This is a genomic window from Micromonospora sp. 050-3, assembly GCF_046549335.1.
GTDB lineage: Bacteria > Actinomycetota > Actinomycetes > Mycobacteriales > Micromonosporaceae > Micromonospora > Micromonospora trifolii.
Map to the genome: position 1 here is coordinate 183388 of NZ_JAJPVX010000004.1, position 24610 is coordinate 207997.

The window sequence follows — 24610 nt, forward strand, 5'->3', positions numbered from 1 at the left end:
GCCCTGCCGCACCGTGGGGGCATGACGACATTCGAGGTGGTCGCCGAGGGGCTGGGCAAGCGGTACGGCCCGACCCGCGCGCTCGACACGTTCGACCTGACCGTGCCGCCCGGCACGGTCCACGGACTGCTGGGACCGAACGGCGCGGGCAAGACGACGGCCGTACGGATCCTCACCACGCTGCTGCGCTTCGACACGGGAAGGGCCACGGTGGCCGGGTGCGACGTGCTGCGCCAGCCGGACGAGGTGCGCGCCCGGATCGGGCTGACCGGGCAGTACGCCGCTGTCGACGAGATCCTCAGCGGCCGGCAGAACCTGGAGCTGTTCGGCCGGCTGTTCCGGCTCGGCCGACGGGAGGCCCGTCGACGCGCTGACGAACTGCTGGAACGGTTCGGGCTCGACGAGGCGGCGGGGCGATCCGCCGGTGAGTACTCGGGTGGGATGCGTCGCCGACTGGACCTCGCCGCCAGCCTGATCCGTACACCGCGCGTGCTCTTCTTGGACGAGCCGACGACCGGCCTGGACCCGCGCAGCCGCAACCAGGTGTGGGACCTGGTCCGCGGTCTCGTGGCGGACGGGACGACGGTGCTGCTCACCACGCAGTACCTGGAGGAGGCCGATCAGCTCGCCGACCGGATCTCGGTGATTGACGCCGGTCGGGTGGTGGCCGAGGGCTCACCGGACCAGCTGAAGGCGATGACCGGCGGCGACCGGATCGAGGTGGTGGTCCGCGACGCGGCCGAGCTGAGCCACGCGGCCCGCCTCGTCGCGCCGATCTGCGGCGCGGAGCCCGAGCTCGACCCTGAGGTTCGACGGCTCAGCGTGCCGGTGGTCGATCGCGTCGCCGGCCTGGTCGACGTGGTGCGCGCGCTGGACGACGCCGGGATAGCGGTCGAGGACATCGGCCTGCGGCGCGCGACGTTGGACGAGGCGTTCCTGCACCTGACCGGGCACCGGCCGGACGAGGCCCGTGAGCCCGTCGCCGCGGGACGAAAGGCGGAGGTGGCATGACCACGGCAATCGCTGACGGCTGGACGATGACCAGGCGGAACATGATCCATGTGGTTCGCGCGCCGGAGGAGCTGATCCTCTACTTCTCGCTGCCGATCATGTTCGTGCTGGTCTTCGGGTACGTGTTCGGCAGCGGCATGCAGGTGGCGGGCGGTGGCGACTACCGCGAGTTCCTGCTGCCGGGGGTCTTCGTGATGACGATGCTGTACGGGCTGGGGGCCACCGCGACCGGCGTGGCGCTGGACCTCAGCCGGGGCGTGGTCGACCGGTTCCGGTCGATGCCGATGGCACGGTCCGCCCTGATGACCGGTCGCAGCGCCGCCGACCTGCTGCGCGCCCTGCTGGAGATGTCCACCCTCCTGGTGTGTGGCCTGCTCGTCGGGTGGCAGTGGCGTCAGGGTGTCGGCAAGGCGTTGCTCGCCGTCGGCCTCCTCCTGCTGCTGCGAATCGCGATCACCTGGGTCGGGATCTACCTGGCGTTGCTGGTCCGCAACCCGGAGACGGTCGGCGTGATCGTCTTTCCGGCGGCGTTTCCGTTCACCGCGATCTCCAACGTCTTCGTGTCGCCCGAGCTGATGCCGTCGGTCATCGGGACGATCTCGGAGTGGAACCCGTTGTCGGCCACCGTCGCGGCGATCCGCGAACTGTTCGGCAACCCGGGCCTGGGTGGTGACTCCTGGCCGGCGGAGCACGCGATGCTGTTGGCGGTGCTGTGGCCGGTGCTGCTGATCGCGACGTTCGCCCCGCTTGCCGTGCGCCGCTACCAGCGGTTGAGCCGCTGACTCCGGCCGCCTGCCACTGTCAGCGGCGAGCCCTCAGGGCGTAGAAGGCGGCGCCGACGGCGAGCACACCGAAGCCGGCGAGGACGCTGCCCAGCGGCAGGTTGACCGCCAGCAGCAGACAACCGAAGAGCCCCAGACCGGCGAGCACCCGGACCGGCAACTGCCGGTCCGGGTCCCGGCCCACTGTGAGCGCCGCCGCGTTGGTGATCGCGTAGTAGACGAGCACCGTGCAGCTGGAGAAGCCGATCGCGTCGCGTACGTCGCCGAGCAGCACCACCACGATCACCACGGCGGCGACCGCCAGTTCGGCGCGGTGGGGCACCTGGTGCACCTGGTGTACGGCGGCCAGCGCGCCGGGCAGGTCACGGCGGCGGGCCATGGCGAGGGTGGTCCGACCGACCCCGGCGACCAGGGACAGCAGCACCCCGACGACCGCGATGGTGGCACCGGCGCGGACCACCCACGCCAGGCCGGGCAGCCCGGCGGCGGTCACCACGTCGACCAGGGGCGCGGCGGAATCGGCCAGACCGTCGGCGCCGAGCACGCCGAGGGCGACCACGGCCAGCACCAGGTAGATCACGAGCACCACCCCGAGCGTCAGCGGCACCGCTAGTGGGATGGTCCGCCGAGGGTCGCGGACCTCCTCGCCGAGTGTGGCGATCCGGGCGTACCCGGCGAAGGCGAAGAACAGCAACCCGGCGGCGGTGAGCACGCCCCGCGCGGAACCGCCGGGCTCGCCGAGCCGGTCCAGGTGCACCGGCCCACCGACCAGGCTGACGACAGTGACGAGGGTCAGCACCGCGAGCACCAGCGCGACCAACGCCCTGGTCACGGTGGCGGTCTTGCCGATACCGCGCAGGTTCACGGCGGTCACCGCGAGCACCGCGCCGACGGCGACCAGCCGGGCCTGACCAGGCCAGAGGTACGCCCCGACGGTCAATGCCATCGCCGCGCAGCTCGCCGTCTTGCCGACCACGAAGCCCCAACCGGCCAGGAACCCGGCGAACGGCCCGAGGCGCTCCCGGCCGTAGACGTAGGTGCCGCCGGACTCCGGGTAACGGGCCGCGAGCCGCGCCGAGCTGGTCGCGTTGCAGAAGGCGACGAAGCCGGCCAGCGCCAGCGCGGGCAGCAGGCCGGCGCCGCCGGCCGCCGCCGCGGCCGGGCCGAAGACCACGAAGACGCCCGCGCCGAGCATCGAGCCCAACCCGATGACGACCGCATCGCGTACGCCCAGCCGCCGCGCCAGTTGATCCACGGCCCGAAACCCTAGGGGTACGAGGTGAACGGCTGATCCCATCCGCGGAGCCGGCCGGGGAGCGGCACGCCGTCCCAGGGCGCGCGGTGCAGCAGCCGGTCGAGGAGCAGGCCCAGCAGCAGCCCGGCCACCGAGTCGGTCAGCCAGTGCCAGCCGAGGTAGGTGGTGGTGGTGAGGACTACCAGCGGCGGCACGACGCGGATCACTGTGACGAGCCGGGCCGGTAGTTGGCGGCCGAAGCTGCGGGCCAGCGGGGCGAGCAGCAGCGCGATGACGCCGTACCAGACGATGGCGTTGGCGACGTGCCCCGACGGGTAGGACTGGGCGAACCGGACCGGCAGGTCGTCGTGGAACAACGGCAGGGTCTGCTCGGGGGTCAGGAACGGCTCCTTGACACTGGCGCTCGGTGCCGCCCGCGCCGTCCAGATCTTGAGCGGGCCGATCGTCAGGTTGGTCAGCACGAACGCGACCACCGGAGGCAGGATCGGCCGCACCGACCGCAGCCGGACGGCCAGCAGCACGCCCAGCCCGGCGGCGATCAACGTGAGCGGGGTGCCCTGGCCGAGGAAGTTCAGCACCCGGGCGATCCAGTACGCGGCGGCCGGCCGGTGCCCGTCGGCCCCGTCGGCGACCGCCCGGTCCAACCCGAAGAGCTGGTCGGCGGCGAGCGCCGCAGTCAACCCGACCAGACCGACCAGGAGGAGCGCGTCGAACCACCAGCCGGCCGGGCGGACGGGCCGTAGCCGCAGGTCACGTCGTACCGCTGTGGGTTTGAGCACGCGACCACGCTACCGGCCCGGCGCGAGGCCGGGGTGTGCGGCGCTGTGGGCCCAACCACGATGTGAGGCGATGCGGGGGGCGAGGCGTCATGCTTGTGCCCGTGCGGATCACGTCTGCCCTCGTGGACCCGGCGCTGCTCGACCTACCCTGGTCGACACCGCTGGAGGAGTGGCCTGCCCAACACCTGGTGGCGCTGCCGCAGGGCATCTCCCGGCACATCGTCCGGTTCGTCCGGTTGGGCGACTACGTGTACGCCTTTAAGGAGACCCGCGAGCGGATCGCCGAACGGGAGTACGACCTGCTCCGGGCCCTGGAACGGATCGACTTTCCCTCGGTCGAGGCGGTGGCGGTGGTCGCCGACCGGCAGAGCGAGGACGGGGAGCCACTCGAATCGGTGCTGATCACCCGGCACCTGCAGTTCTCGCTGCCGTACCGGGCACTCTTCTCGCACACCCTCCGGCCGGAGACGATGAGCCGGCTGCTCGACGCGCTCGCCGCCCTGATCGTGCGGATGCACCTGACCGGCTTTTTCTGGGGCGACTGCTCGCTGTCGAACACGCTGTTCCGGCGGGACGCGGGCGCCTTCGCCGCGTACCTGGTGGACGCGGAGACGGGCGCCCTGCACAACAAGCTCTCCAACGGTCAGCGTGGCGAGGACCTGGAGATCGCCCGGGTGAACATTTTCGGTGAGGCGCTGGACCTGCAGGCCGCCGGCCTGCTGCACGAGTCCATCGACCCGGAGGTGGTCTGCGAGGAGGTCGTGCAGCGCTACGAGCGGCTCTGGCACGAGATCACCTACGAGCAGGCGATCGAGCGGGAGGCCCGGCACGACATCGAGGGCCGGATCCGCCGCCTCAACGAGCTGGGCTTCGACGTCGCCGAGGTGGCCATGTCGTCCATCGACGACGGACGGTTCCTCGTTCGGCCGAAGGTCGTCGACGCCGGCTACCACACCCGGCGGCTGCTGCGGCTGACCGGGCTGGACGCCGAGGAGAACCAGGCCCGCAAGCTGCTCAACGACCTGGACGCCTACCGCGCGGAGAGCGACCTGATCGACGAGCAGCAGGCAGCGCACCGCTGGCTCACCGAGGTCTTCGAGCCGGTGGTCCGGGCCGTCCCCGCGCACCTGCGCCGCAAGCTGGAGCCGCAGGAGCTGTTCGCCCAGATCATCGAGCACAAGTGGCTGCTCTCCGAGCAGGCCGGCCGGGACGTCGGGATGCGCCACGCGGTCCAGTCGTACCTGTCCGACGTGCTGGTGCACCGCCCTGACGAGCAGGCCGTCCTCGGCGTCGAGGTCCCCAGCCTCAGCTGAGGCCGGTCACTCCACCCAGGAGCCTGCGCGCAGCACCCGCACCACGTTGAGGTCGTCGTCGAGCACCACCAGGTCGGCGCGGAGGCCCACCTGGAGGGACCCGAGCCGGTCGCCCAGGCCGATGGCCCGCGCCGGGGTGGTGGCCACCATCCGTGCGGCGTCGGCGATCGGAATTCCGGCGTTCACGGCGTGCCGCAGTGCGGCGTCCATTGTCAGGGTGCTGCCGGCGATCGCGCCGTCGCGGGCGAGCCGGGCCACCCCGTCGGCGACGGTGACGGCCTGGCCGCCCAGCTCGTACTCGCCGTCGGGCATGCCGGCGGCGGCCATCGCGTCGGTGATCAACGCGGCGCGGTCCGGGCCGGCGGTCGCGGTGACGAAGGTCAGCATGCCGTCGTGCAGGTGCACCCCGTCGGCGACCAGCTCGCAGATCACTGTGGGCGCGTCGAGCAGAGCCACCACCGGCCCCGGCTCACGGTGGTGCACCGGCCGCATCCCGTTGAACAGGTGGGTGCCGACACTGGCGCCGGCGGCGACCGCGGCGCGGGTCTGCTCGTACGTGGCGTCGGTGTGGCCCACCGCAGCCACCACCCGCTGCGCGGTGAGCAGCTTGATCGCCTCCAGCGCGCCGTCGCGTTCCGGGGCGAGGGTAACCATCCGGATCGCGCCCCGGCCCAGCTCGATCAGCTCGGTCAGCTCGTCGGTCGACGGGTCACGGAGGTACTCCGGGTTCTGCGCGCCGCAGCGGGCGGCCGACAGGTACGGCCCCTCGAAGTGGATTCCCGCCAACACTCCCTCGTCGACCAGCGGGGCGAACGCCTCGGTGGCCGTACGCATGAGCGGGAAGGGCGCGCTGACCAGGCTGGCCAGCAGCGTGGTGGTGCCGTGCGAGAGGTGGAAGGCGGCCGCCTTGCGGGCCTCGTCGGCGTCGCCGGTGGTGAAGGTGTGCCCGCCACCGCCGTGCGTGTGCATGTCGACGAACCCGGGCAGGATCCAGTGCCCGTCGCGTACCGACGGGTACTCGGCCACCGCTGTGATCCGATCGCCGTCCCACTCGACGCAGCCCTGTCGGACGACTCCGGTCGGGGTCACCACTCGGCCGTTCACCCGTACGGTCATCGTTTCTCCTGATGGTCACGGACACCCACGGCGTCCAGGGCGAGCAGGGCGGCGCCGAGGCAACCAGCCTCGTCGCCGAGAGCTGCCGCTACCAGCTGCGGCTCCCGGTGGAAGGTCATTCGTTCGTGCAGCGCCGCCCGCAGCGGGGTCAGCAGCTGGTCCCCGGCCTGGGCCAGGCCGCCGCCGAGCACGATCGTCGCCACGTCGAACAGCGCCTGCCCGCTGGCGAGGCCATCGGCGAGCGCCTCGATCGCCTCCTGCCAGACCTGGCCGGCGAGCTGTTCGCCGGCCGCGGCCCGTTCGGCCACCTCGGCCGCGGTCACCGGAGCGTCGGCGGTCTCGCCGGCGAGTTCGGCGTAGCGGCGGCCGATCGCGGCAGCCGACGCCATCGCCTCCAGGCAGCCGGGGCGGCCGCAGCCGCAGCGCGGACCGTCGGGCCGGACCAGGATGTGGCCGATCTCCCCGGCGGCGCCGTGGGCACCCACGGCGGCCGTGCCGTCCACGACGTGCGCGGCGGCGATGCCGGTGCCGATGGCCACGAACAGCACGTGCCCGGTGCCGCGTCCGGCGCCGAGCCGGGCCTCGGCGAGACCACCTACCCGCACGTCGTGACCGAGCGCCGTCGGCAGTCCGAGCCGCTTCACAGTCAGGTCCCGCAGGGGTACGTCCCGGAAGCCCACGTTCGCCGACCAGACCGCGACGCCGCGCGCCTCGTCCACCACCCCGGGCACGGCGATGCCGACCGCGATAGGGGTGAACCCGTCGGCGCGCGCCTTGTCGGCCAGCCCGTCGGCCACGTCCAGGACGGTGCCGACCACGGCGGCCGGGCCGCGCGTGGCGTCGGTGGGGTGCCGCTCGGTACGTACCACGACGCCGTCCGGGCGGACCAGGGCGCATTTCATGCCGGTGCCGCCGACGTCCAGCGCAACGACCACGCGGTCGCTCACGGTGCCGTCTCGGTTCGCGACTGCGGGGCTCGCAACCCCGGCTCACTCCTCGCGCTCACGGCGCCAGCTCGGTTCGCGACTGCGGGGCTCGCAACCCCGGCTCACTCCTCGCGCTCACGCCAACACCACGGACCGGGTGAGGTGGCGGGGCGCGTCCGGGTCGAGGCCCCGGCTGGTGGCCAGCGCGACCGCGAAGCGCTGGGCCAGGATCAGGTCGGCCATCGGGTCGACCGGGGTACGGCCGGCGGACCAGCTGCCCAGCACCGTGCGCCAGCCGTGTGTGCGGCTGTGCACGAAGGCCGCGCCGGTGGCGGCCACATCCTCGGGCAGCCCGTCGGGCAGCTCACCGAACGCCCAGACCAGCCGGCCCGGCGCGGCGACCGAGATGGGCCCGTGCCGATAGTCCATCGCCGGGTACGCCTCGGCCCAGAAGGTGGCCGCCTCGCGACATTTCAGCGCGGCCTCCTGGGCCAGCCCGATCGTCCACCCCCGACCGAGGAAGGTGGCCTGCTCGATGGTGGCCGGGTCGATCGGCAGCGGGGATCGCACCGCTACCTCGGCGTCGGCGGCGAGCGCGGTCACCGGGTCGCCGAGCTGGGCTCGGAGCACTGCCAACGCGGTGGTCGCGAAGCGGGTTTGCACCACCGACCGTTCGTCGGCGAAGGGCAGGGCCACTGTGGCGGTGGCCAGGTGGACCGCCGGGGAAGCGGGGTCACCGACGATGACAGTGGTGGGTGTCCGTCCGCGCAGTGCGGCGAGCAGGTCCAGCACCTCGGTGGTGGTGCCGGAACGGGTGATCGCGATCAGCCGGTCATAGCGGCGGCCGGCGGGGAACTCGGACGCCTGGAACGCGTCGGTCTCACCCTGGCCGGCCTGCTCGCGGCGGGCCGCGTACGCCATCGCCATGAACCACGACGTGCCGCAACCGACGACGGCGACCCGCTCCCCGGGACGCGGCAGGTCACCGCGTACGACCTCGGCCAGCCTGGCCGCCTCCCGCCAGCAGTCGGGTTGGCTCGCGATCTCCGCGTCCACGTACGCCATGGGAAACTCCTCGCAGGGCCGACCGGTGCGCAATACGGCTCGTTAGACCCGCATTTCGCGCGTTATTCTGCGCGAACGCGGGTGACCATGGCAACCGGCCGGCCGATCGCGCAGGTCAGTCTTTTGCGCCAGCCTAGTTTCGCGCACTAGTGTGCACGCAATCAATCACCGTCCGTGCACTTGCTGGGAGGGCCCCCGCTGTGGACCGGTACGCCAGATGGAACGCCCTGCTCGAAATGCTGACCGACAACGGCCGGGTCAGCGTCGAGGCGGCAGCCGAGCGGCTGGACGTCTCCCAGGCCACCATCCGGCGTGACTTCGACCAGCTCGCGCAGCAGCAAATGATCACGAGGACCCGGGGTGGCGCGGTAGCCAACGGCGTGTCGTACGACCTGCCGCTGCGCTACAAGACTGCCAAGCACTCGGCCGAGAAGCAGCGGATCGGGGCGGCCGCCGCCGCGCTCGTCACGCCAGGCACCGTGGTCGGCCTGAACGGCGGCACCACCAGCACCGAGGTGGCCAGGGCGCTCGCCGTGCGACCGGACCTGAACACCAGTGCTGAGGGCGCCCAGCTCACAGTGGTGACAAACGCGCTGAACATCGCCAACGAGCTGCTGGTCCGATCCCGGATGAAGGTCGTGGTGGCCGGCGGTGTGGTGCGCCCGAAGTCGTTCGAGCTGGTCGGCCCGCTGGGCGGGGCGCTGCTGCGCGAGGTCACCCTGGACGTCGCCCTGCTCGGTGTGGACGCGATCGACCCGCAGCTCGGCGCCGCCGCCCACCACGAGGGGGAGGCGGCGATGAACAACCTGATGGTGGCCCGCGCCAAGCGCGTGGTGATCATCGCGGACTCGTCCAAGCTGGGGGGTCACGCCTTCGCCCGGATCTGCCCGGTCGAGCGGGTGGAGACGCTGGTGACCGACTCCGGTGCCGCGCCGGAGGTGGTGGACGCGTTCCGCGCTGCCGGTCTGCAGGTCATCTGCGCCTGAGAGGTCACGCTCCGTCGATGGACTAGCCTGATCGGCGCGTCGGTGCATACCGCGTATTGCGCGCTTCTGCATACCGCGTATGGTGTCGGCTGTCACGCCCACCCATCGGGGGAGGTGCAGCTTGCCAGCTGTCCTGGAGATCGAAGGTCTACGTAAGACGTACAAGAGTCGTCGACGCGGCGCCCGCAACGCGCTCGACGGCTTCGACATGCGGGTCGACGCGGGGCAGGTGCACGGCTTCCTGGGTCCCAACGGGTCCGGCAAGACCACCACGCTGCGTACCCTGCTCGGCCTGATCCGACCCGACGGTGGCCGGATGGCGCTGCTCGGGCACGAGGTTCCCGACGCGCTGCCCACTGTCGCCGGCCAGGTCGGCGCGATCGTGGAGAGTCCGCAGTTCTTCCCGCACTTCACGGCCCGGGACACGCTGTCCCTGCTCGCGGGGGCGGGCGAGGTGCCGGCCGTCCGGGTCGACGAGGTGCTGGAACTCGTCGGGCTGCGCGACCGGTCCGGCGAGCGGGTCAAGACGTACTCGTTGGGCATGAAGCAGCGGCTCGCCGTGGCCTCGGCCCTGCTGAAGAACCCCAAGCTGCTCATCCTCGACGAGCCGGCCAACGGCCTCGACCCGGGCGGCATCCGGGAGATGCGCACGCTGATGCGCACCCTCGCCGAGTCCGGAATGACAGTGGTGCTGTCCAGCCACATCCTCGGTGAGATCCAGCTGATCTGCGACTCGGTCACCATCATCTCGCTGGGCCGGCGGGTCGCGTTCGGCCCGGTCGACGAGGTGCTCGCGCAGCACTCGTCCGGCGCGGTCCGGATCCGGCTGGAGGCGGTCAGCGACCTGCCGCTGGCCACCGAGGCGCTCACCCAGGCCGGGATCCGGGTCACCGGTCACCCGGACCACCTGATGCTGGCCGGCGTCGACAAGCCGGCGTCGGTGACCCGGCTGCTCGCCGAGAAGAACCTCTACGTCAGTGAGTTGGCGCCGATCGCCGTCGACCTGGAGAGCGTCTTCCTCGAACTGACCGCCACCGCGCCGGTACCCGGGCAGCACCGGCAGGTCGACGAGTCCATGAAGGTCGGCGGGACGGGTCAGCCCGGTCCCGCCGGGGGAGGGTGGGGCGCGTGAGCCTCTTTCGTACCGAGCTTCGCCGGCTCAGCAAGCGGCGTTTCACCCGTTACATGACACTGCTCGGCCTGCTGGTGCTGGCCGCGGTGGTGGTCGGGGTGTTCTTCACCAACCAGAAGATTGACGCCGGCCAGCTCGCCCAGGCCGAGCGTCAGGCCGACCAGCAGTACCAGGAGCAGGTGCGCTGGAGCGAGCAGGAGCGCGCCGCCTGTGAGCAGGCCAAGACGGCCGGCACTGCGACCGACGGCCGCTACCCGCCCGACTGCTCGATGATCACGGCCCCGTCCCGGGACCAGATCGAGGCGAGTTGGTTCCTGCCGTCGACGTTCGACTTCAAGGAGACGTTCGACGAGACGCTGATCCCGTTCGCGGCGATCCTCGCCCTTGTCGGGTTCGTCATCGGCGCGTCCTTCGTCGGTGCCGAGTGGAGCACCGGCGGCATGATGAACCTGCTGCTCTGGCGGCCGAAGCGGCTCACCGTACTGCTCACCAAGCTGGCCGCGCTGCTCACCGGCATCCTGGCGGTGACGCTTCCTGCCGCGGTGCTGTGGTTCGCCGGGTTCTGGGCGGTCGCCAACTTCCGGGGCAGCACCGAGAAGATGACCTCGGGGGTCTGGCAGTCGTTCATGCTGACCGGCGTACGCGGCGTGGTGCTGGTGTTGGTGCTCACCACCATCGGCTTCGCCCTCGCCTCGCTCGGTCGGCACACCGCGATGGCCCTCGGTGGCGTGGTGGCGGTGATGGTGGTCGGCCAGTTCGGCCTGGGCATCCTGCTGTCCATGGCGAGCGTGCGGTTCGCCGAGGCATGGCTGCTGCCCACGTACGCGCTGGCCTGGATGACGAAAACTGTCACGTTGCAGGACTGGAACTCCTGCAACGCGACCTACTACGGGGAGTGCAAGCCGGCCACGATGGACATCACCTGGCAGCAGTCCTCCGTCCTGCTCTCGGTCGGGGTGGTGGTGATCCTCGGGGCGGCGCTCTGGGCGATGCGTCGCCGCGACATCTCCTGACCTGACCGAAGTGACGCGGCGCGGCCGGCCCGGCCGTCGGGGTTCCCGGCGGTACGGACCGGCCGCGCCGCCTGCTGCGTCCCTGGTCGCCGCTGACTAGGCTGAACGACATGTCCGCCGACACCACCCCGGCCGCCCCCGAGCCGTCCATCGACGCTCGTCCGGGTGAGGTCACGGGTGCTGCCGGGCCGACCGTCCCGAATCCCCGACCGGCGCCGCCCATCGAGACCGCCGACGCGCCGCCCGCCGACGAGGCGGCGCAGCCCGCTGATCCCGCTGATCCGGCAGCGGGGCTGACCGAGCGGGAGCGGGCCATCCTCGCCTTCGAGCAGCAGTGGTGGCGGCACGCCGGCGCCAAGGAGCAGGCCGTCCGGGACACCTTCGGGATCTCGTCGACCCGGTACTACCAGCTGCTCAACGGCCTGCTGGACAATCCGGTCGCCCTCGCCGTCGACCCCGTACTGATCAGCCGACTCCGCCGGTTGCGCTCGTCGCGCGCCCGTAACCGCCGCCGCTGACCTGACGCTCCGCGATCTTGCATTTTTTATCGCCGCTTCGAGGGCTTTTGCCCGTCTTTGTCTGGACACAGAGTGCAAGATCGCCGCGTCGGTCGGCGGTCTGCTCAGCCAGCCGCATGGCGGCTGGGCAGGCGGGTACGCGGGAGGGGCGCCGAGGTTGCTTGCGACCTTGGGCTCAGGAAGGGAGCGGGGTATGACGGCAACGAACCAGAGCGGCAGAGGTCAGCAGGCCCGACAGGAGGCTTCGCGCGTCGGCCAGCAGGCCGCGCAGGCCGGGGGTCAGGTCGCCCACACCGCAGCCGAGCAGGGCGGGCAGGTGGCCGCAGAGGCGCGGCGACAGGCCCAGCAGTTGACCGGGGAGGCCACCGGGCAGCTTCGGGACCAGGCGCAGACGCAGCAGCGGCGAGCCGCGGCGGGCCTGCGCGACCTGGGCCAGAACCTCAGTTCGATGGCCGAACGGGACGGCGATTCCGGGCTGGCCGGTCAAGTGGTGCGCAAGGCGGCCGACGCCGCCCAGCAGGCCGCCGGTTGGCTCGACGAACGCGAACCCGGCGAGGTGCTCGACGAGGTTCGCACGTACGCGCGGCACCATCCGACGACGTTCCTCGCGGGCGCGGCGGTGGCCGGGCTGCTGATCGGGCGGCTCACCCGTGGCCTGACAGCGCCGGCCTCGGGCAACGGTCAGGGTGCGAGCCCGTCCGGTGCTCCGTCACCTGCGCAGGGCGCACCGGTGGACGCCGGTCAGCAGCCGTACGTGGGGACGGCACGGGCGCAGAACGTCTCGTCCGGCGGTGAACCAGCGAGGGACCTGCCCGGCGGGGTGGCACCGTGAGCGCCCCGGAGAAGGAGCGGACCCAGGCCTCCGTCGGCGAGCTGATCGGCGAGGTGACCCGGGACATGTCCACTCTGGTGCGCAAGGAGGTCGAGCTGGCCAAGGCCGAGTTGCGCGAGGAGGTCAGCCAGGCGGGCAAGGCCGGCGGTATGTTCGGCGGTGCCGGGCTGGCAGGGTTCCTGGCGGTGCTCTTCGTGTCGTACGCCCTCTGGTGGGGGCTGTCCAACACGATGGACCAGGGGTGGGCTGCGCTGATCGTCGCGGTCCTCTGGGCCGCCGTGGCCGGTGGTCTCTTCATCAACGCCCGGACCCAGCTGAAGCGGGCTCGCGCGGTTCTGCCCCGGACGAAACAGACTGCCCGGGAGCTGCCGGACGCCCTGCGGGGTCGGTGAACGAGTCGGGAGGGAACAGGTCATGTCCAGTGATCCGGATCGGATCCGGCGGGAGATCGAGACCACCCGCAACGAGTTGAGCAGTGACGTCGACGCGCTGACCGACAAGGTCAACCCGCGTCGGATCGCCGGTGACCGCGTCGGGCAGGCCCGCGGGGCGTTCACCCGAGCGAAGGAGAAGATGATGGGCAGCTCGAGTCACATGGGGCAAGAGGCTAGCCAGCGGATGTCGCACATGGCCGGATCGGTTCGCGACGAGACCCGATCCCTCGGGCACCAGTCTCGGGAGCAGGCTCAGGGCAACCCGATGGCCGCCGGCCTGGTCGCCTTCGGAGTCGGTCTGCTGGCCGCCTCCCTGATCCCGCCGAGCGGGCGTGAGCGGCAACTCGCCGGACGCGCGCGGGGCATGGTGAGTGAGCACTCCGATCAGCTGCGCGAGCAGGCGAGCCAGGTTGGCCATCAGATGCAGGACAACCTGCGGGAGCCCGCGCAGCAGGCGGCGCAGTCGGTCCGGTCCAGCGCCCAGCAGGGCGTGTCCGCGGTACGCGACCAGGGCCGTTCGGCCGCCGGTCAGGTGCAGGGAGAGACGCATGCGGCCGTCGACGACCTTCGGCAGCGCTGACTCGACCGATGTGCCGGGGCCGGCGCCGGTGATGCGGGTACGCTCCGCGTCCGCGCCGGCCCCGGACCGGCCGGTCAACGAGGACCTGGTCTTCCGGTTCGGCCCGCTGGTCGGTGTCCTGGACGGCGCGACGGTGCCGGACGGCTTCGACACCGGCTGCGTGCACGGGCCCGAGTGGTACGTCCGGCACCTGGCGGCCCGGATCGGCGTCGCCGAGGCGGTGCGCCCGGCCGCCCGGTTGACCAGCAACCTGGCCGCGGCCATCCTCGCTGTGCGCGCCGACCATGGCGGGCAGTGCGACCTCGACCATCCGGGCACCCCGTCCAGCACCGTCTGCCTCCTGCGGGACTGCGGCGACCAGGTGGACTATCTGGTGCTCTGCGACAGCCCGCTGGTCCTCGACACCGGAGGGCAGGTCAGCGTGGTCACCGACAACCGGCTGGACGCGGCGATGGCGGAGCTGCGGGAAACCGTGGCCGTCCTGCCGGGCGGCGCGGAGGACCCGGTGACCCGGTTCCGGCACGCCGTGACCGTCCAGCGGGAGCGGATGAACCGCACCCACGGCTACTGGGTGGCGGCCTCCGACCCGGACGCGGCCTTCCACGCGGTGACCGGGACCGCGCCTCGGCACGGTCCGGGGGCGCTACGGCGGGCGGCGCTGCTCAGTGACGGCGCGTCCAGCGCGGTGGAGCAGTTCGCGCTGACCGACTGGGTCGGTCTGCTCGACCTGCTGACCGCTGACGGTCCGGGCGCGTTGATCGACCGGGTGCGGAACGCCGAGCGCGACCACCCCGACCGGCTGCGCCGACACAAGTCCACCGACGACGCTTCGGTGGTGTTCTGCGAGTTCGGGTAGGCGTTTTGGCACCTTGACACCCGGTCGGGTGACAACAGAGCGTGATGTGGAACACCCGGGCCGCCCGACCGGCCGGTACCGCTGTCCGGACCGCCAGTGGATGGCCAATGGGGTGGACTTCGGCCGATGAGGGCGGCAGACTGCGGCACGTGGCGGGTGCGGTCCGGCTGGAGCCGGTGGACGAACGGAACCTGGAGCCGTTGCTCTCCGTAGCGGCTGCGGAGGCGGAGCCCTGTGATGTGATGCCCCCGGTCGAGGCGCCCGCCGGCTGGTCGCTCGCCCGTCGCGAAGCGTTTCGCGAATTCCACCGGGCGAGCTTCGGCGGGCTGGACGGCCCGACCGGTTCGCAGATGTACGCCATCCTCGTCGGCGGCGAGGTGATGGGCATGGTCCGGATGACGCGCTGTGACGAGGCCGGCACTGTGGAAACCGGGATGTGGCTCGGCCGGTCGGCGCGCGGGCAGGGGATCGGTGCGGCCGCCCTACGGGAGCTGCTGAACGCCGCCGCTCGGGCGGGCATGCGGGCGGTGGTCGCCGAGACGACGCCGGACAACATCGGCGCGGTGTCGGTCCTGCGGAAGTGCGGCGCGAAACTGCGCGAGGACGACGGCAAGGTACGCGCCGAGATCTGCCTCGACTCGACGCCGCCCGCCTTCTGAGCTGCCCGGCGGGCCGGCGGCGACCGAAGGGGTCGCCGCCGACCGCCTGGGTCAGGCCGGCAGCCGAACGATGTCGTAGTCGGTACTCGGCGTGGACTCCACGTCGAACCGGCCGTTCACCACGTACAACGCCGAGCCGAGCAGGTCGCCCGTGGCCGGCGAACGCAACTGCGGGCCGGTGATCTCCCGCTGCACCACCCCGGCGGTGTACCCGGCGTTCATCCGGACCACAGCGATGACGTTGGTCAGGTTCCGGATCACGTAGAGGGTGCGTCCGCGCAGCACCAGCCCGTCGGCCCGCTCCACCGAGTAGCCGCCGAGGTCGACGAGTCGGCTGCCGCCGGTGCGCGGGTCGACGCGCACCAGTCGGCCGGACAGCATCTGCGCGACCAGCAGATCGCCGTCCGGCAGCGCCACGATCCCGTTGTGGTAGACGTCCGGAGTGGCGGCCGGACCGCTGAGTGGCAGCACCCGGAAGGCGGTGGGGGCCGGAAGGCGGCCACCCGGGCCCAGCGGCACCACGTACAGCACCTGCCGCGCGGAGTCGGTGAAGTAGACCGCGCGGTGGGTGATCACGAGGTCGTTGACGTAGCTGCCCGGCACGTCGGTGAACTGGTAGTGGGCCAGCTTGGCGCCGGTGCCGGCGTCGTACACGCTCGCGCCACCGCCGGAGAAGTCGGCGGTCCAGAGTCGGCCCTGCGGGTCGAGCTTGAGGCCCGCTTTGTCAGTGCCGGGTGTGCCCGGGATCAGCACCGAGCCGCGGCCGGTGCGTAAGTCACCCCGCCACACAGCACCGTCCAAAATGGACCCTACAAACACGGTTGTGCCCCGGCCGATCGTCAACCCTTCCGGGGTGAACCCGTTTGGCAACGCGATCCGGGCGGGGAACGGTTTCGCCGGATGGGCCGTCGCCGGTGCGCCGACCGAGACCAGGGTCGCCGCCGCCACGAGGGGGACGAGGAGGAGAGAGAGCCGCTTGCGCAAGGAACACCACCTGACGTCGCAGTGGAGAACTCCACTGAGGAATGTGACGTACTAGGAACGTCCCGGGCGCGGCGAAAGGTTGTCCTGCTCTGATCACTCCCGGTTGGCGGCGTACGCGGCCAGGCCGGCAACCTGGGCCGGGTCCAGCGACGGTCGTACCCGGGCCCGTGCTGTCGACACGTGCTCAGCGGTGATCGTGGCGGCGGTGAGCGACTCCCGCATCGCGGCCAGCGCCGCCTCGCGGATCAGCGCCGCACAGTCCGCGGCGGAGAAGCCGGTCAGCTCGTCGCCGAGAGCGGGCAGGTCGACGTCGGGTGCCAGCGGCACCTGCCGGGACGCGGCCCGCAGGATCTCCGCGCGGGCGGGCCCGTCCGGTGGTGGCACGTAGACCAGCCGCTCCAACCGGCCCGGCCGCAGCAGCGCCGGGTCGACCAGGTCCGGCCGGTTCGTCGCACCGACCACCACCACGTTGCGCAGCGTCTCCACCCCGTCCAACTCGGTGAGCAGGGCGGCGACCACCCGGTCCGTGGTGCCCCCGTCGGTGGCCTGGCCGCGTACCGGCGCCAGCGCGTCCACCTCGTCCAGGAAGATCAGCGTGGGGGCCGCCTCCCGGGCCCGACGGAACAGCTCGCGGACCGCGCGTTCGCTCTCACCGACCCACTTGGAGAGCAGTTCGGCGCCCTTGACCGACAGCACGTTGGCTCGCCCCGACCCGGCCATTGCGGTGACCAGGTAGGTCTTGCCGCAGCCCGGCGGCCCGTAGAGCAGCACGCCGCGCGGCGGCTGCACGCCGAGCCGGGCGAAGGTGTCCGGGTAGGTCAGCGGCCACAGCACCGACTCGGTCAGCGTCTGCTTGACCTCGTCCAGGCCACCGACGTCGTCCAGGGTCACCGAGGCCAGATCCAGTGTGGACGACGCCATCGTGGTGGGCCGGACCACCTCCCGGGCGGCGGTGAAGTCGGCCATCGACACCGTCGGCGTCTCGGCGGACTTCTGCCGCAGCGCGGCGCGTACCCCGGCCTCCCGGACCAGTGCGGCCAGGTCCGCCGCGACGAACCCGGGGGTACGCGCGGCCACCTCGTCGAGCCGCACGTCGTCGGCCAGCGGCACCTGCCGGGTCAGCACGGTGAGCTGTTCGCGGCGCAGCGCCTGATCCGGGAGCGGGACGCTGATCCGCAGCGACAGCAGGTCGGGCGCGCGCAGTGCGGGGTCGACCGCCTCCGGTCGGCCGGTGGTGCACACCACGGCGACACCGGCGCGGATGCTCTCCGCCAGCACCTGACGGAACACCGTCGCCACCGGACCGGGCTCGTCGGCGGGTGCGAGCGCCTCGACGTCGGTGACCAGCAGTACCGCCGGCCCTTCGGCCCGTGCCGCCGATGCCGCGACGCGTAACCGCTCGGCGGCGGCCTGACTGGCCAACGCGGCCACCTCCGGTGCCCAGAGCGGGTGAACGCGGGCACCGACCCGGGCGGCCACGGCCCGGACCAGCGCCGACTTCCCGGAGCCCGCCGGGCCGACGAGCAACACCCCCAACGAGATGGTGGTGCCGAGCCGGCCCAGCACCTCCCGATGGTGGAAGCCGAGGTCCAGCAGCTCGGTCAACTCCTCGGCCTGGGCCCGCAGCCCGGGCAGCTCGTCCACGTCGGGCGCGTCCTCCGCCGGAACAGCGTCGGCGCTCGTGCCCGGCCCTGTCGACGCGGTACCGACCGGGGCGGGCCCGCCGTGTGTCGTCGCACCGTGTTCCCAGGCGACCGATGTGCCCATGGTGACCAGCGCGCCGGCGGTCGGCTCGACGGTGACCACGCTGAGCAGGGTGCTGGTCCAGGCGAAGCCGACGGTGTTGGCGAGGCTGCGCCGCGCCGCCTCGACCAGGCTGCGGACCGAAGCGTCCGCCAGCACATCCTGTGGCAGCAGCGACACGTCGTCCCCGGCGGTGAGCACCTTGCCCAGCAGGGCGAGCCGGAGCATCTCCGGGCTGACCACCGCGACGACCCCCACCGGCCCGGCCAGGACGACCCGGCTCGCCGGCACCAACGGCACCGGGCTCACCCGCACCTGACCGCCGTCGCGCAGACCCAGGTTGCCCAACGTCAGGTCATCGGCGTACAGCAGGGCGCTGCTCGCGCCCGGCCCGGCCGCCGCCGCGATCCCGGCCGTCTCCCGGCGGCCGGCAAGGCGGACCGGGTCGCCGGGGCGCAGCCCCAGCGCGGTCAGCGCCTCCGGGTGCAGGCGGACGATGCCCCGTCGGGCGTCCAGCGCCGCCGGCCGCAGGCTCGCCGTCAAGGTCAGGTCGGGTTGCGCCACTGCCCGACCGTAGCCGCCGCCGGCCAGCCCCGCCGGTCAGCGGCGCGGATCCAGCTCGTCCAGCAGCGTCGGGTCGCGTCGGATCAGCTCGGCCAACCGGGCCGCCGGGTCAGAGATCAACCCGTCCGGACCGGGCGCCCAGGCGGGCACCGTCCGGCCGGAGAGCGGCCAGGCCGGCGGGGGTTCCACCGGCGTCGGCGGGGGAACCGGTCCGACCGTGACGGCAGGCCCGTCCCAGGAGACCCGCATCGGGTACGTCCGCCCGGCGTGCTCGACCTGCACGGTCACCGCCAGCCCCGGGTAGGACCCGACGACCTGGCGAATCGCCTCGGCCACCTCCTCGACCGGCCCCCATCCGGCCACCTCGCTCGGGGCCTCCACCCCTGCGTGCCGGCCCGGCCGGGCGTTGCGGGTGTCGCTGCCGAGAGCGGGTGGGCTCGACGGTGCTGTGGTGTCGTCACGTTCGGTGGCCCGACGGCGCGACGCCTCCTCGCGTCGGGCCAGCCGGGCCAGCGTCTCGTCCAGGTCGCCCCTCACCAGATCACCTCTTCCCGCCACGGCCGGAGCTGGTCGGCTCAGGCTCTCCTGTCCCGGGTAGCGCGGTCCAGCGCGCGGTCCAGGACGACCAGTAGGGCGTCCCGCACCGAGAGCCGGTCGCGGGCATCGAACTGCACCAGGGGTACATGATCGCCGATGGCCAGCGCCCAACGGATCTCGCCGAGTTCCAGGGCCAGTCGCCCGTCGAAGGCGTTGACCCCGACGACGAACGGCAGCCCGGCCCGCTCGAAGAAGTCGATGGCCGGGTAGCAGTCGTCCAGCCGGGCGCTGTCCACCACCACCAGCGCGCCGAGCGCTCCCCGGGCCAGGTCGTCCCACATGAAGCCGAATCGGGTCTGCCCCGGCGTGCCGAACAGGTAGAGCTTCAGGCTGCGGTCGATCGTCACGCAGCCGAAGTCCATCGCCACAGTGGTGGTGGTCTTTGTGGAACGGGCACCCGGGTCGTCCACGCCGATCCCGGCGCTGGTCATCTCGGCCTCGGTGGTCAGGGGCGCGATCTCGGAGATCGCACCCACAGTGGTGGTCTTGCCCACCCCGAACCCGCCGGCCACCAGGATCTTGACCGGGATCGGCGGTGCGCTCGGCTTACCGGCCGAAGGGTTCGACCCCGTGCCGGACGAGGGCCGGTACGGCGGCGGTGCGCCCGGCGGTGGGCCGGCCCGCCCGACTATCGGCCCGGTCCCCGGGGACATGCCGTAGCGGGCGGCGGCGCTGTTCGCGGCGACCCCGCCGAGCGGGGCGACCGGCCATTCAGGAGATCGCACGGAGTCCATCAATCACTCGCAGGATGAGATCGGGGTCGACAGCGTCGTCGGTGTCGGTCACGTGCACGTCCAGGTGCCCGGCGGCGCGTAGATCGCCGACCAGGACCCGCGTCACGCCGAAGTGCAGTCGGGCGCGGGCCGAGATCTCGGCCACCGAGATCGGCTCGGCACAGAGCGCGATGATCGTCTGAAGTTCCGGTGCCAGCAGGGCGCCGGGTGAGCCGGCCCACCAGCCGCTGTCCATGCGGGCGGTCACCTGGGTCTCCAACCCGATCGCCGGGTCGGCACCCGCAACCCGCCCGGAGGTGAGCACGAACGGACGGGGACCGGCCGGTTGGTCCCTGTCCGGCTCCGGCTCGGGCAGCGCCGGTGTCGCCGCCGCCGCGTCCCCGGTCGGGGGTGACGTGCGCAGGTACGGGCGGATCCGAACCTTGGGTTCCGGATCCGGATCCTCGCCGGCGACGTCGGGGGTCACTGCTGAACGGCGTTCTTCAACTCGACGATCAGTCGCGGGGTCAGGGCGCCACCGGCCCGCCCGGCGAAGAGCGTCATCTCGTACGCGACGGTGCCCAGGTTCGCCGAGCGGTCGGCGACCACCCCGAGCACGGAACCGCTGCTGATCGCGCTGATCAGCAGGTAGCCGTCGGCCATGTCGACGATCACCCGGTTCAGGCCGCCGAGGGCGTACCAACTGGCGGCCCCCCCGGCGAGGCTGGTCATTCCGGACACGACGGCGGCCAACCGCTCCGCGTTGGACCGATCCTTGATCGCCGACATGGCCATCAGCAGACCGTCCGAGGAGACCGCGATCGCCTCCAGGACCCCGGCGGTGCTGGAGGTGAAGGAGTCCAGCAGCCAGTTGAACGTACGGGCCTCCGGGCTGAGGTCCCCATTGGCGCTGGGCTGGCTCTGGTCGACATTGTCGTGCAGGAAGGGGCTGGTCACCGTGATGATCCTTCTTCGTTCCGGTGGTCGGGGCTGACTTCGCGGAGAGCGCGGGCGACGCCCGCCTCGAACTCGCTGATGAGGTCGCGGACCTCGGCCGGGTCACCGAGGTGGGTGCTGAGCGGTTGGCAGACCGGGATGGCGGTGAGGTTCGCTCCCGGCACCCGTCGGCTCAACCGGGGCCGCTCCGGCGGGGCATCGGTCGAGCCACCACCACGCGGCACCGTGGGGCCGGCGCCTCCCGGGGTGCTGGGCAGGTCGACGGTCGTGCCCAAGTCCACCATGGCCGCCCCGGCGCCGGCCGTCGGGTCGCTGGCCGTCCGCGCCGACGCGGCGTCGAGGCCCGGCGTCACGTGCAGCTCGGCACGGCGTACACCGGCTTGGAATGCCTCGACCAGCGCGCGGGCGGCGGCGGGGTCCGCGCCGGTGGCGTCCACCGGCCGGCTCGTCGCGGCGGTGGCGTGCAGCGTCGCCCCGGGCACCCGCTGCCGCACCCGTGGCCCGCCCGGCTTGCCCGCCGGTTCCGGGATCTGGGGCTCGGGAACTGCCTGCTCCGGCTGGCCCTGACCGAACGCGTTCCAGGATGGGCCGGCGTCCAGGCTGCGGGTGGCCCGGCTCAGCAGGTCGGAGTCGAAGCGGGCCGGCACGGCGACGGCCACCGCGCTGGGTCGCGCGTCCTGCTCGGGGTCGAGCGTCGCCGTCGTACGCCGGTCCCGATCCGGCACCGCGGCGCGGGCCACGGCGGCCCCCGCCCGGTCGGCGCGGCGCAGCACCAGCGACGTCAACGGGATCTCCAGTTGGGCGGTCACCCCACCGCCGCCGGTGGCGGCCAGGGCGACCTGCCAGCCGTGCCGACGGGCCAACCGGCCCACCACGAAGAGCCCGAGCACCTCGGTCGGGGCCAGGTCGAGCCGTTCCCGGCGGGTGAACCGGGCGTTCTCCTCGGCCAGTCGTTGCTCGCTCATGCCGATGCCGTGGTCCACCACCGTGAGCCGTGCGCCGAGGCCGGACGTCTCGGCGGCCACCAGCACCCGGGTGTGCGGCGGGGAGAAGACTGTGGCGTTCTCCATCAGCTCGGCCAGCGCCAGGACGAGGTCACCGACCACCGCCGGCGCGGCCGAGACGCCCGCCGGCACCTGCACCTCCACCCGGGTGTAGTCCTCGATCTCACCGAGCGCCAACCGGACCACGTCCGCCAGCGGCACCGGCGCTGTGTGCGCGTCGGCCCCGGCCGAGCCGGAGAGCACCACGAGGCTGCCGGCGTTGCGCCGCAACCGGCTGGAGATGTGGTCGAGTCGGTACAGGTGCTCCAGGCGGCCCGGGTCGGCCTCCTGCTGCTCCAGCCGGTCGATCAGCGCGATCTGCCGACCCACCAGGTTCTGGGTACGCCGTCCGACGTGGCCGAACATCTGCGCCACGTTGCGCCGGCCGGCGACCTGCCGCTCAACCAGTTGCGCCGCGGTGTTCTGCACCCGGTCGAAAGCCCGCGCCAGGTCGCCGATCTCGTCGTTGGCGCGGATGTCCACCGGCTCCAGCCGGACCGCTTGAGGTCTCTCCGCCTCGTCGTCGGTGACCCGTACCAGCTCCGCCTCGGCGACCCGGGCGACCCGGTCGGCCGAGCGGGTGAGTCGGGTCAGGGGCCGGGCCACCGTCCGCGCCACCGCAACGCTGAGCAGCACCACCAGCGTCAGGATCACCGCCGTCGCCGCACCGACCAGGTACGCGGCGGTCAGCGCGCGCCGCTGCTCGGCCGTCACCGCGGCGAGCACGTCGGCGACCAGCTTCTTCTCAACGAACTGACCGAGCCGGATCATCGTGCGGACGGCCGGGAACAGCGCCTCGATCGTCACATCGCGGACCGCGGCCGCCGGATCGCGGGCGCTCCTGACCAGGAAGTCGGGTTCGGTACGCGCGGCCACGGCGGCGTCGTTGAGCTGGGCCACAGTGAGCTGCTCGGGCGTGATCAGGCTGCGGAAGCGCGAGTTGTCGACCATCAGCGCGGCGATGCACGCCACGTACCCGGCGGTGGTGTCCGGGGTGCCGATCGCCTTGACCAGCAGGCTCAGGGTGGCGCAGGTGGCCAGGCCCTCGTCGGCGCGGAGCAGCCCGTCGAGGGCGAGCACCTGACGGCCCGGCAACGTGTCGGTGTCCACCCCGACCACCAGCCGCAGGGACTCGATGATCCCCTTGTTGACCGGGCCGAACGCGTCCATCACCTGACCAGGGTTGGCGGCCCGGGCCAGGACTGCCGTGCGCAGGTCGATGAGGCTGGACACGCCGTCGAGGGCGCGGTCGACCTGGTCGGTCAGCGCGTCGCTCCGCGCCGCCCGGAGGTCGGCCACCCGGTCGTCCACGTCGGCGGACTTGCGGACCAGCTCACTGCGTTCGACCCGGCCGAGCAGGAAGCCGACGGAGAGGGTGCGTTCCTGCTGGAGGTCCTGGACCAGGCTGCCGACCCGGCTGGCGAGCCGGACCCGCTCGGCGGTGTCGCCGGCGCGCTGTGCCGCGGCGACCCGGTCGAGCATCACCGGCACGGCCAGGCCGACCATGCTGAGCAGCGGAATCACCACGAGCAGCGCGAGCTTGCCGCGGATCCGGAGCCTACCGAGCAGCATCGAACGCCCCCCACTGTGCGGTCTCCGGGTCGCGGGCCGCGCCGAGCGGTTGCAGCGCGCGCGCCTCGTCGGCCGGCGGCTGCCAGGGGTCGCGGTGTGGCGGGGTGTCGGCGCTCTCCGCGTGGGTCGCGGCCAGGGCGGCCCGACGCTGGGCCCGGCGACCGGCGGCGACCAGCAACGCGGCGAGCCAGCCCAGTAGCAGGACGGCGACGACGCCAGCCCCGGCGGTCAGCCAGCGGTCCCGGTTGAGCCGGTCGATGCGCTCGGCCAGCAGCGCGTCCAGCTCGGCGAGGATGACCGGCTGAAGTTGGCGGGCCGAGCGGTGCGAGTTGAGCGCGGCGGCACTCAACTGGCTCGGGTTGACCACGCCAGTGTCCTTGCCCGGTACTGAGTACGCGGCAAGCGCCTCCACCGAACGCTGGTAGGTGTCCAGCGGGTTCAGCACGTTGGCACCAAGGTCGGTGCTCTCCGAACCGTCCACGGCCGAGCGAAGGTTGTCGACGAGGTCGGCGGCGGGGGCCAGGGCGGACACCCGCAGGCCGGTCAGCTCCAGCAGGCCGCGCGGCTGTTCGGCGGCCGGCCGGCGGGAGACCAACGTGGCGATGTCGGCTAGCCGGCCGGCGGCGACCACCGCCTCGGGCAGTTCCTGGCCGGCGCTGTCCTGGAGGAAGAACGAGTCGGCCTCGGGGTCGCGGACCAGCCCGGAGCTCTCTCGGACCTTCCGGTGCAGGGCCAGCAGCAGGTCGGCGACCTCACCGTAGGCGGTGAAGGCGGCCTCGGGGTCGGCGGCGTTCCGGCCGCGCAGCGCCTCCAGCTTGGCCCGTACGCCGGCCCAGCGTTCCTGGCTGAGCAGCTCTCCGCCGATGCGGGCGTCCACAGCGGCGGCCTCCTCGACAGCCCCGTTCAACGCCTCCCGGGCCACGGGGCGGCCGTTGACAGCGTTGGACTGGGCCTCCACGAGGGCGTCGGTGACCGCCGCCAGCGCGGTGAGGTACTGCACGCCGAGCCGTTCCCGGGCGGCAAGGTCCCGGTCGTCGGTGACCTGCCGCCAGTTCGACGTGACGAGCAGGCCCAACGGTGCCAGCAGTGCTCCGATGAGCAGCAGAGGCAGTAGCCGGCCCAGCGTGGACGGCCGTCGACGGGCCCGCGGCGCGGGGACTGTCATGTATGTCTCCTCCGG

The 24610-nt window shown here is 72.5% G+C and carries 25 protein-coding genes; 12 read left to right on the forward strand and 13 right to left on the reverse strand.

Annotated elements, in window-relative coordinates; translation table 11 throughout:
* Positions 1-21 precede the first annotated feature (21 nt).
* Both ACLJOK_RS32970 and ACLJOK_RS32975 read left to right on the forward strand, forming a co-directional pair.
* The gene (locus ACLJOK_RS32970) at positions 22-1011 is read left to right on the forward strand and encodes an ATP-binding cassette domain-containing protein (RefSeq protein ID WP_410822381.1); all 990 of its coding nucleotides are present in this window, start codon (positions 22-24) and stop codon (positions 1009-1011) included.
* Positions 1008-1793, forward strand: a complete 786-nt coding sequence (locus tag ACLJOK_RS32975; protein ID WP_410822382.1) for an ABC transporter permease — start codon at positions 1008-1010, stop codon at positions 1791-1793. Before ACLJOK_RS32970 ends, ACLJOK_RS32975 begins: the two co-directional genes overlap by 4 nt.
* Before the next feature lie 19 nt (positions 1794-1812).
* On the opposite strand, the gene ACLJOK_RS32980 is transcribed toward ACLJOK_RS32975, so the two are convergent.
* Positions 1813-3048, reverse strand: a complete 1236-nt coding sequence (locus tag ACLJOK_RS32980; RefSeq protein ID WP_410822383.1) for an APC family permease — start codon at positions 3046-3048, stop codon at positions 1813-1815.
* A gap of 11 nt (positions 3049-3059) precedes the next feature.
* Positions 3060-3797 carry a phosphatase PAP2 family protein gene (locus ACLJOK_RS32985; protein ID WP_410822428.1) on the reverse strand — a complete coding sequence of 246 codons (738 nt, stop codon included), beginning with the start codon at positions 3795-3797 and terminating at the stop codon, positions 3060-3062.
* 119 nt (positions 3798-3916) lie between these two features.
* Between ACLJOK_RS32985 and ACLJOK_RS32990 the strand changes: the two genes are divergently transcribed.
* Positions 3917-5140 (forward strand): DUF4032 domain-containing protein, encoded by a 1224-nt coding sequence (locus ACLJOK_RS32990; protein WP_410822384.1) that lies wholly within the window; start codon positions 3917-3919, stop codon positions 5138-5140.
* 6 nt (positions 5141-5146) lie between these two features.
* Here the strand turns inward: ACLJOK_RS32990 and nagA are convergent, their stop codons facing one another.
* The 3 genes from nagA to ACLJOK_RS33005 all read right to left on the reverse strand — a co-directional run bounded on the left by nagA (position 5147) and on the right by ACLJOK_RS33005 (position 8247).
* Entirely contained in the window at positions 5147-6256 is a 1110-nt protein-coding gene (nagA, locus tag ACLJOK_RS32995; RefSeq protein WP_410822385.1) for an N-acetylglucosamine-6-phosphate deacetylase, read from the reverse strand.
* The gene (locus ACLJOK_RS33000) at positions 6253-7203 is read right to left on the reverse strand and encodes an ROK family protein (protein WP_410822386.1); all 951 of its coding nucleotides are present in this window, start codon (positions 7201-7203) and stop codon (positions 6253-6255) included. Before ACLJOK_RS33000 ends, nagA begins: the two co-directional genes overlap by 4 nt.
* 114 nt (positions 7204-7317) lie before the next feature.
* Complete coding sequence (locus tag ACLJOK_RS33005) at positions 7318-8247, reverse strand: SIS domain-containing protein (protein ID WP_410822387.1); 930 nt, start codon at positions 8245-8247, stop codon at positions 7318-7320.
* Positions 8248-8447: 200 nt separating this feature from the next.
* Here ACLJOK_RS33005 and ACLJOK_RS33010 point away from each other — a divergent pair, with 200 nt between their 5' ends.
* The 9 genes from ACLJOK_RS33010 to ACLJOK_RS33050 all read left to right on the forward strand — a co-directional run bounded on the left by ACLJOK_RS33010 (position 8448) and on the right by ACLJOK_RS33050 (position 15257).
* Positions 8448-9233 (forward strand): DeoR/GlpR family DNA-binding transcription regulator, encoded by a 786-nt coding sequence (locus ACLJOK_RS33010; RefSeq protein WP_410822388.1) that lies wholly within the window; start codon positions 8448-8450, stop codon positions 9231-9233.
* A 121-nt stretch (positions 9234-9354) separates the two neighbouring features.
* Positions 9355-10365 (forward strand): ABC transporter ATP-binding protein, encoded by a 1011-nt coding sequence (locus tag ACLJOK_RS33015; RefSeq protein WP_410822389.1) that lies wholly within the window; start codon positions 9355-9357, stop codon positions 10363-10365.
* Positions 10362-11378 carry an ABC transporter permease subunit gene (locus tag ACLJOK_RS33020; protein ID WP_410822390.1) on the forward strand — a complete coding sequence of 339 codons (1017 nt, stop codon included), beginning with the start codon at positions 10362-10364 and terminating at the stop codon, positions 11376-11378. The genes ACLJOK_RS33015 and ACLJOK_RS33020 overlap by 4 nt, the downstream gene beginning before the upstream one ends.
* 110 nt (positions 11379-11488) lie before the next feature.
* Positions 11489-11896, forward strand: a complete 408-nt coding sequence (locus tag ACLJOK_RS33025) for a DUF3263 domain-containing protein (protein ID WP_410822391.1) — start codon at positions 11489-11491, stop codon at positions 11894-11896.
* 193 nt (positions 11897-12089) lie between these two features.
* Positions 12090-12728 (forward strand): hypothetical protein, encoded by a 639-nt coding sequence (locus tag ACLJOK_RS33030; RefSeq protein WP_410822392.1) that lies wholly within the window; start codon positions 12090-12092, stop codon positions 12726-12728.
* Positions 12725-13120: a phage holin family protein gene (locus tag ACLJOK_RS33035; protein WP_354940370.1), complete on the forward strand. Its 396-nt coding sequence runs from the start codon at positions 12725-12727 to the stop codon at positions 13118-13120. The genes ACLJOK_RS33030 and ACLJOK_RS33035 overlap by 4 nt, the downstream gene beginning before the upstream one ends.
* A gap of 22 nt (positions 13121-13142) precedes the next feature.
* A complete protein-coding gene (locus tag ACLJOK_RS33040) occupies positions 13143-13742 on the forward strand; it encodes a DUF3618 domain-containing protein (protein WP_410822393.1) in 600 nt (199 codons plus the stop codon).
* Positions 13711-14598: a hypothetical protein gene (locus ACLJOK_RS33045; protein WP_410822394.1), complete on the forward strand. Its 888-nt coding sequence runs from the start codon at positions 13711-13713 to the stop codon at positions 14596-14598. The genes ACLJOK_RS33040 and ACLJOK_RS33045 overlap by 32 nt, the downstream gene beginning before the upstream one ends.
* Before the next feature lie 149 nt (positions 14599-14747).
* A complete protein-coding gene (locus ACLJOK_RS33050; protein WP_410822395.1) occupies positions 14748-15257 on the forward strand; it encodes a GNAT family N-acetyltransferase in 510 nt (169 codons plus the stop codon).
* A gap of 51 nt (positions 15258-15308) precedes the next feature.
* Here ACLJOK_RS33050 and ACLJOK_RS33055 read toward each other — a convergent pair whose 3' ends face one another.
* From ACLJOK_RS33055 to ACLJOK_RS33090, 8 genes are all read right to left on the reverse strand, one after another.
* Entirely contained in the window at positions 15309-16058 is a 750-nt protein-coding gene (locus ACLJOK_RS33055) for a superoxide dismutase (protein WP_410822396.1), read from the reverse strand.
* Between the two features lie 276 nt (positions 16059-16334).
* The gene (locus ACLJOK_RS33060) at positions 16335-18548 is read right to left on the reverse strand and encodes an AAA family ATPase (protein WP_410822397.1); all 2214 of its coding nucleotides are present in this window, start codon (positions 18546-18548) and stop codon (positions 16335-16337) included.
* Between the two features lie 36 nt (positions 18549-18584).
* Positions 18585-19085 (reverse strand): hypothetical protein, encoded by a 501-nt coding sequence (locus ACLJOK_RS33065; RefSeq protein WP_410822398.1) that lies wholly within the window; start codon positions 19083-19085, stop codon positions 18585-18587.
* 38 nt (positions 19086-19123) lie between these two features.
* The gene (locus ACLJOK_RS33070; protein WP_410822399.1) at positions 19124-19879 is read right to left on the reverse strand and encodes a GTP-binding protein; all 756 of its coding nucleotides are present in this window, start codon (positions 19877-19879) and stop codon (positions 19124-19126) included.
* Complete coding sequence (locus ACLJOK_RS33075; protein ID WP_410822400.1) at positions 19857-20345, reverse strand: DUF742 domain-containing protein; 489 nt, start codon at positions 20343-20345, stop codon at positions 19857-19859. The genes ACLJOK_RS33070 and ACLJOK_RS33075 overlap by 23 nt, the downstream gene beginning before the upstream one ends.
* The gene (locus ACLJOK_RS33080; protein ID WP_091402960.1) at positions 20342-20815 is read right to left on the reverse strand and encodes a roadblock/LC7 domain-containing protein; all 474 of its coding nucleotides are present in this window, start codon (positions 20813-20815) and stop codon (positions 20342-20344) included. Before ACLJOK_RS33080 ends, ACLJOK_RS33075 begins: the two co-directional genes overlap by 4 nt.
* Positions 20812-23430 (reverse strand): nitrate- and nitrite sensing domain-containing protein, encoded by a 2619-nt coding sequence (locus ACLJOK_RS33085; RefSeq protein WP_410822401.1) that lies wholly within the window; start codon positions 23428-23430, stop codon positions 20812-20814. The genes ACLJOK_RS33080 and ACLJOK_RS33085 overlap by 4 nt, the downstream gene beginning before the upstream one ends.
* Entirely contained in the window at positions 23417-24595 is a 1179-nt protein-coding gene (locus tag ACLJOK_RS33090) for a hypothetical protein (protein WP_410822402.1), read from the reverse strand. Before ACLJOK_RS33090 ends, ACLJOK_RS33085 begins: the two co-directional genes overlap by 14 nt.
* Positions 24596-24610 lie beyond the last annotated feature (15 nt).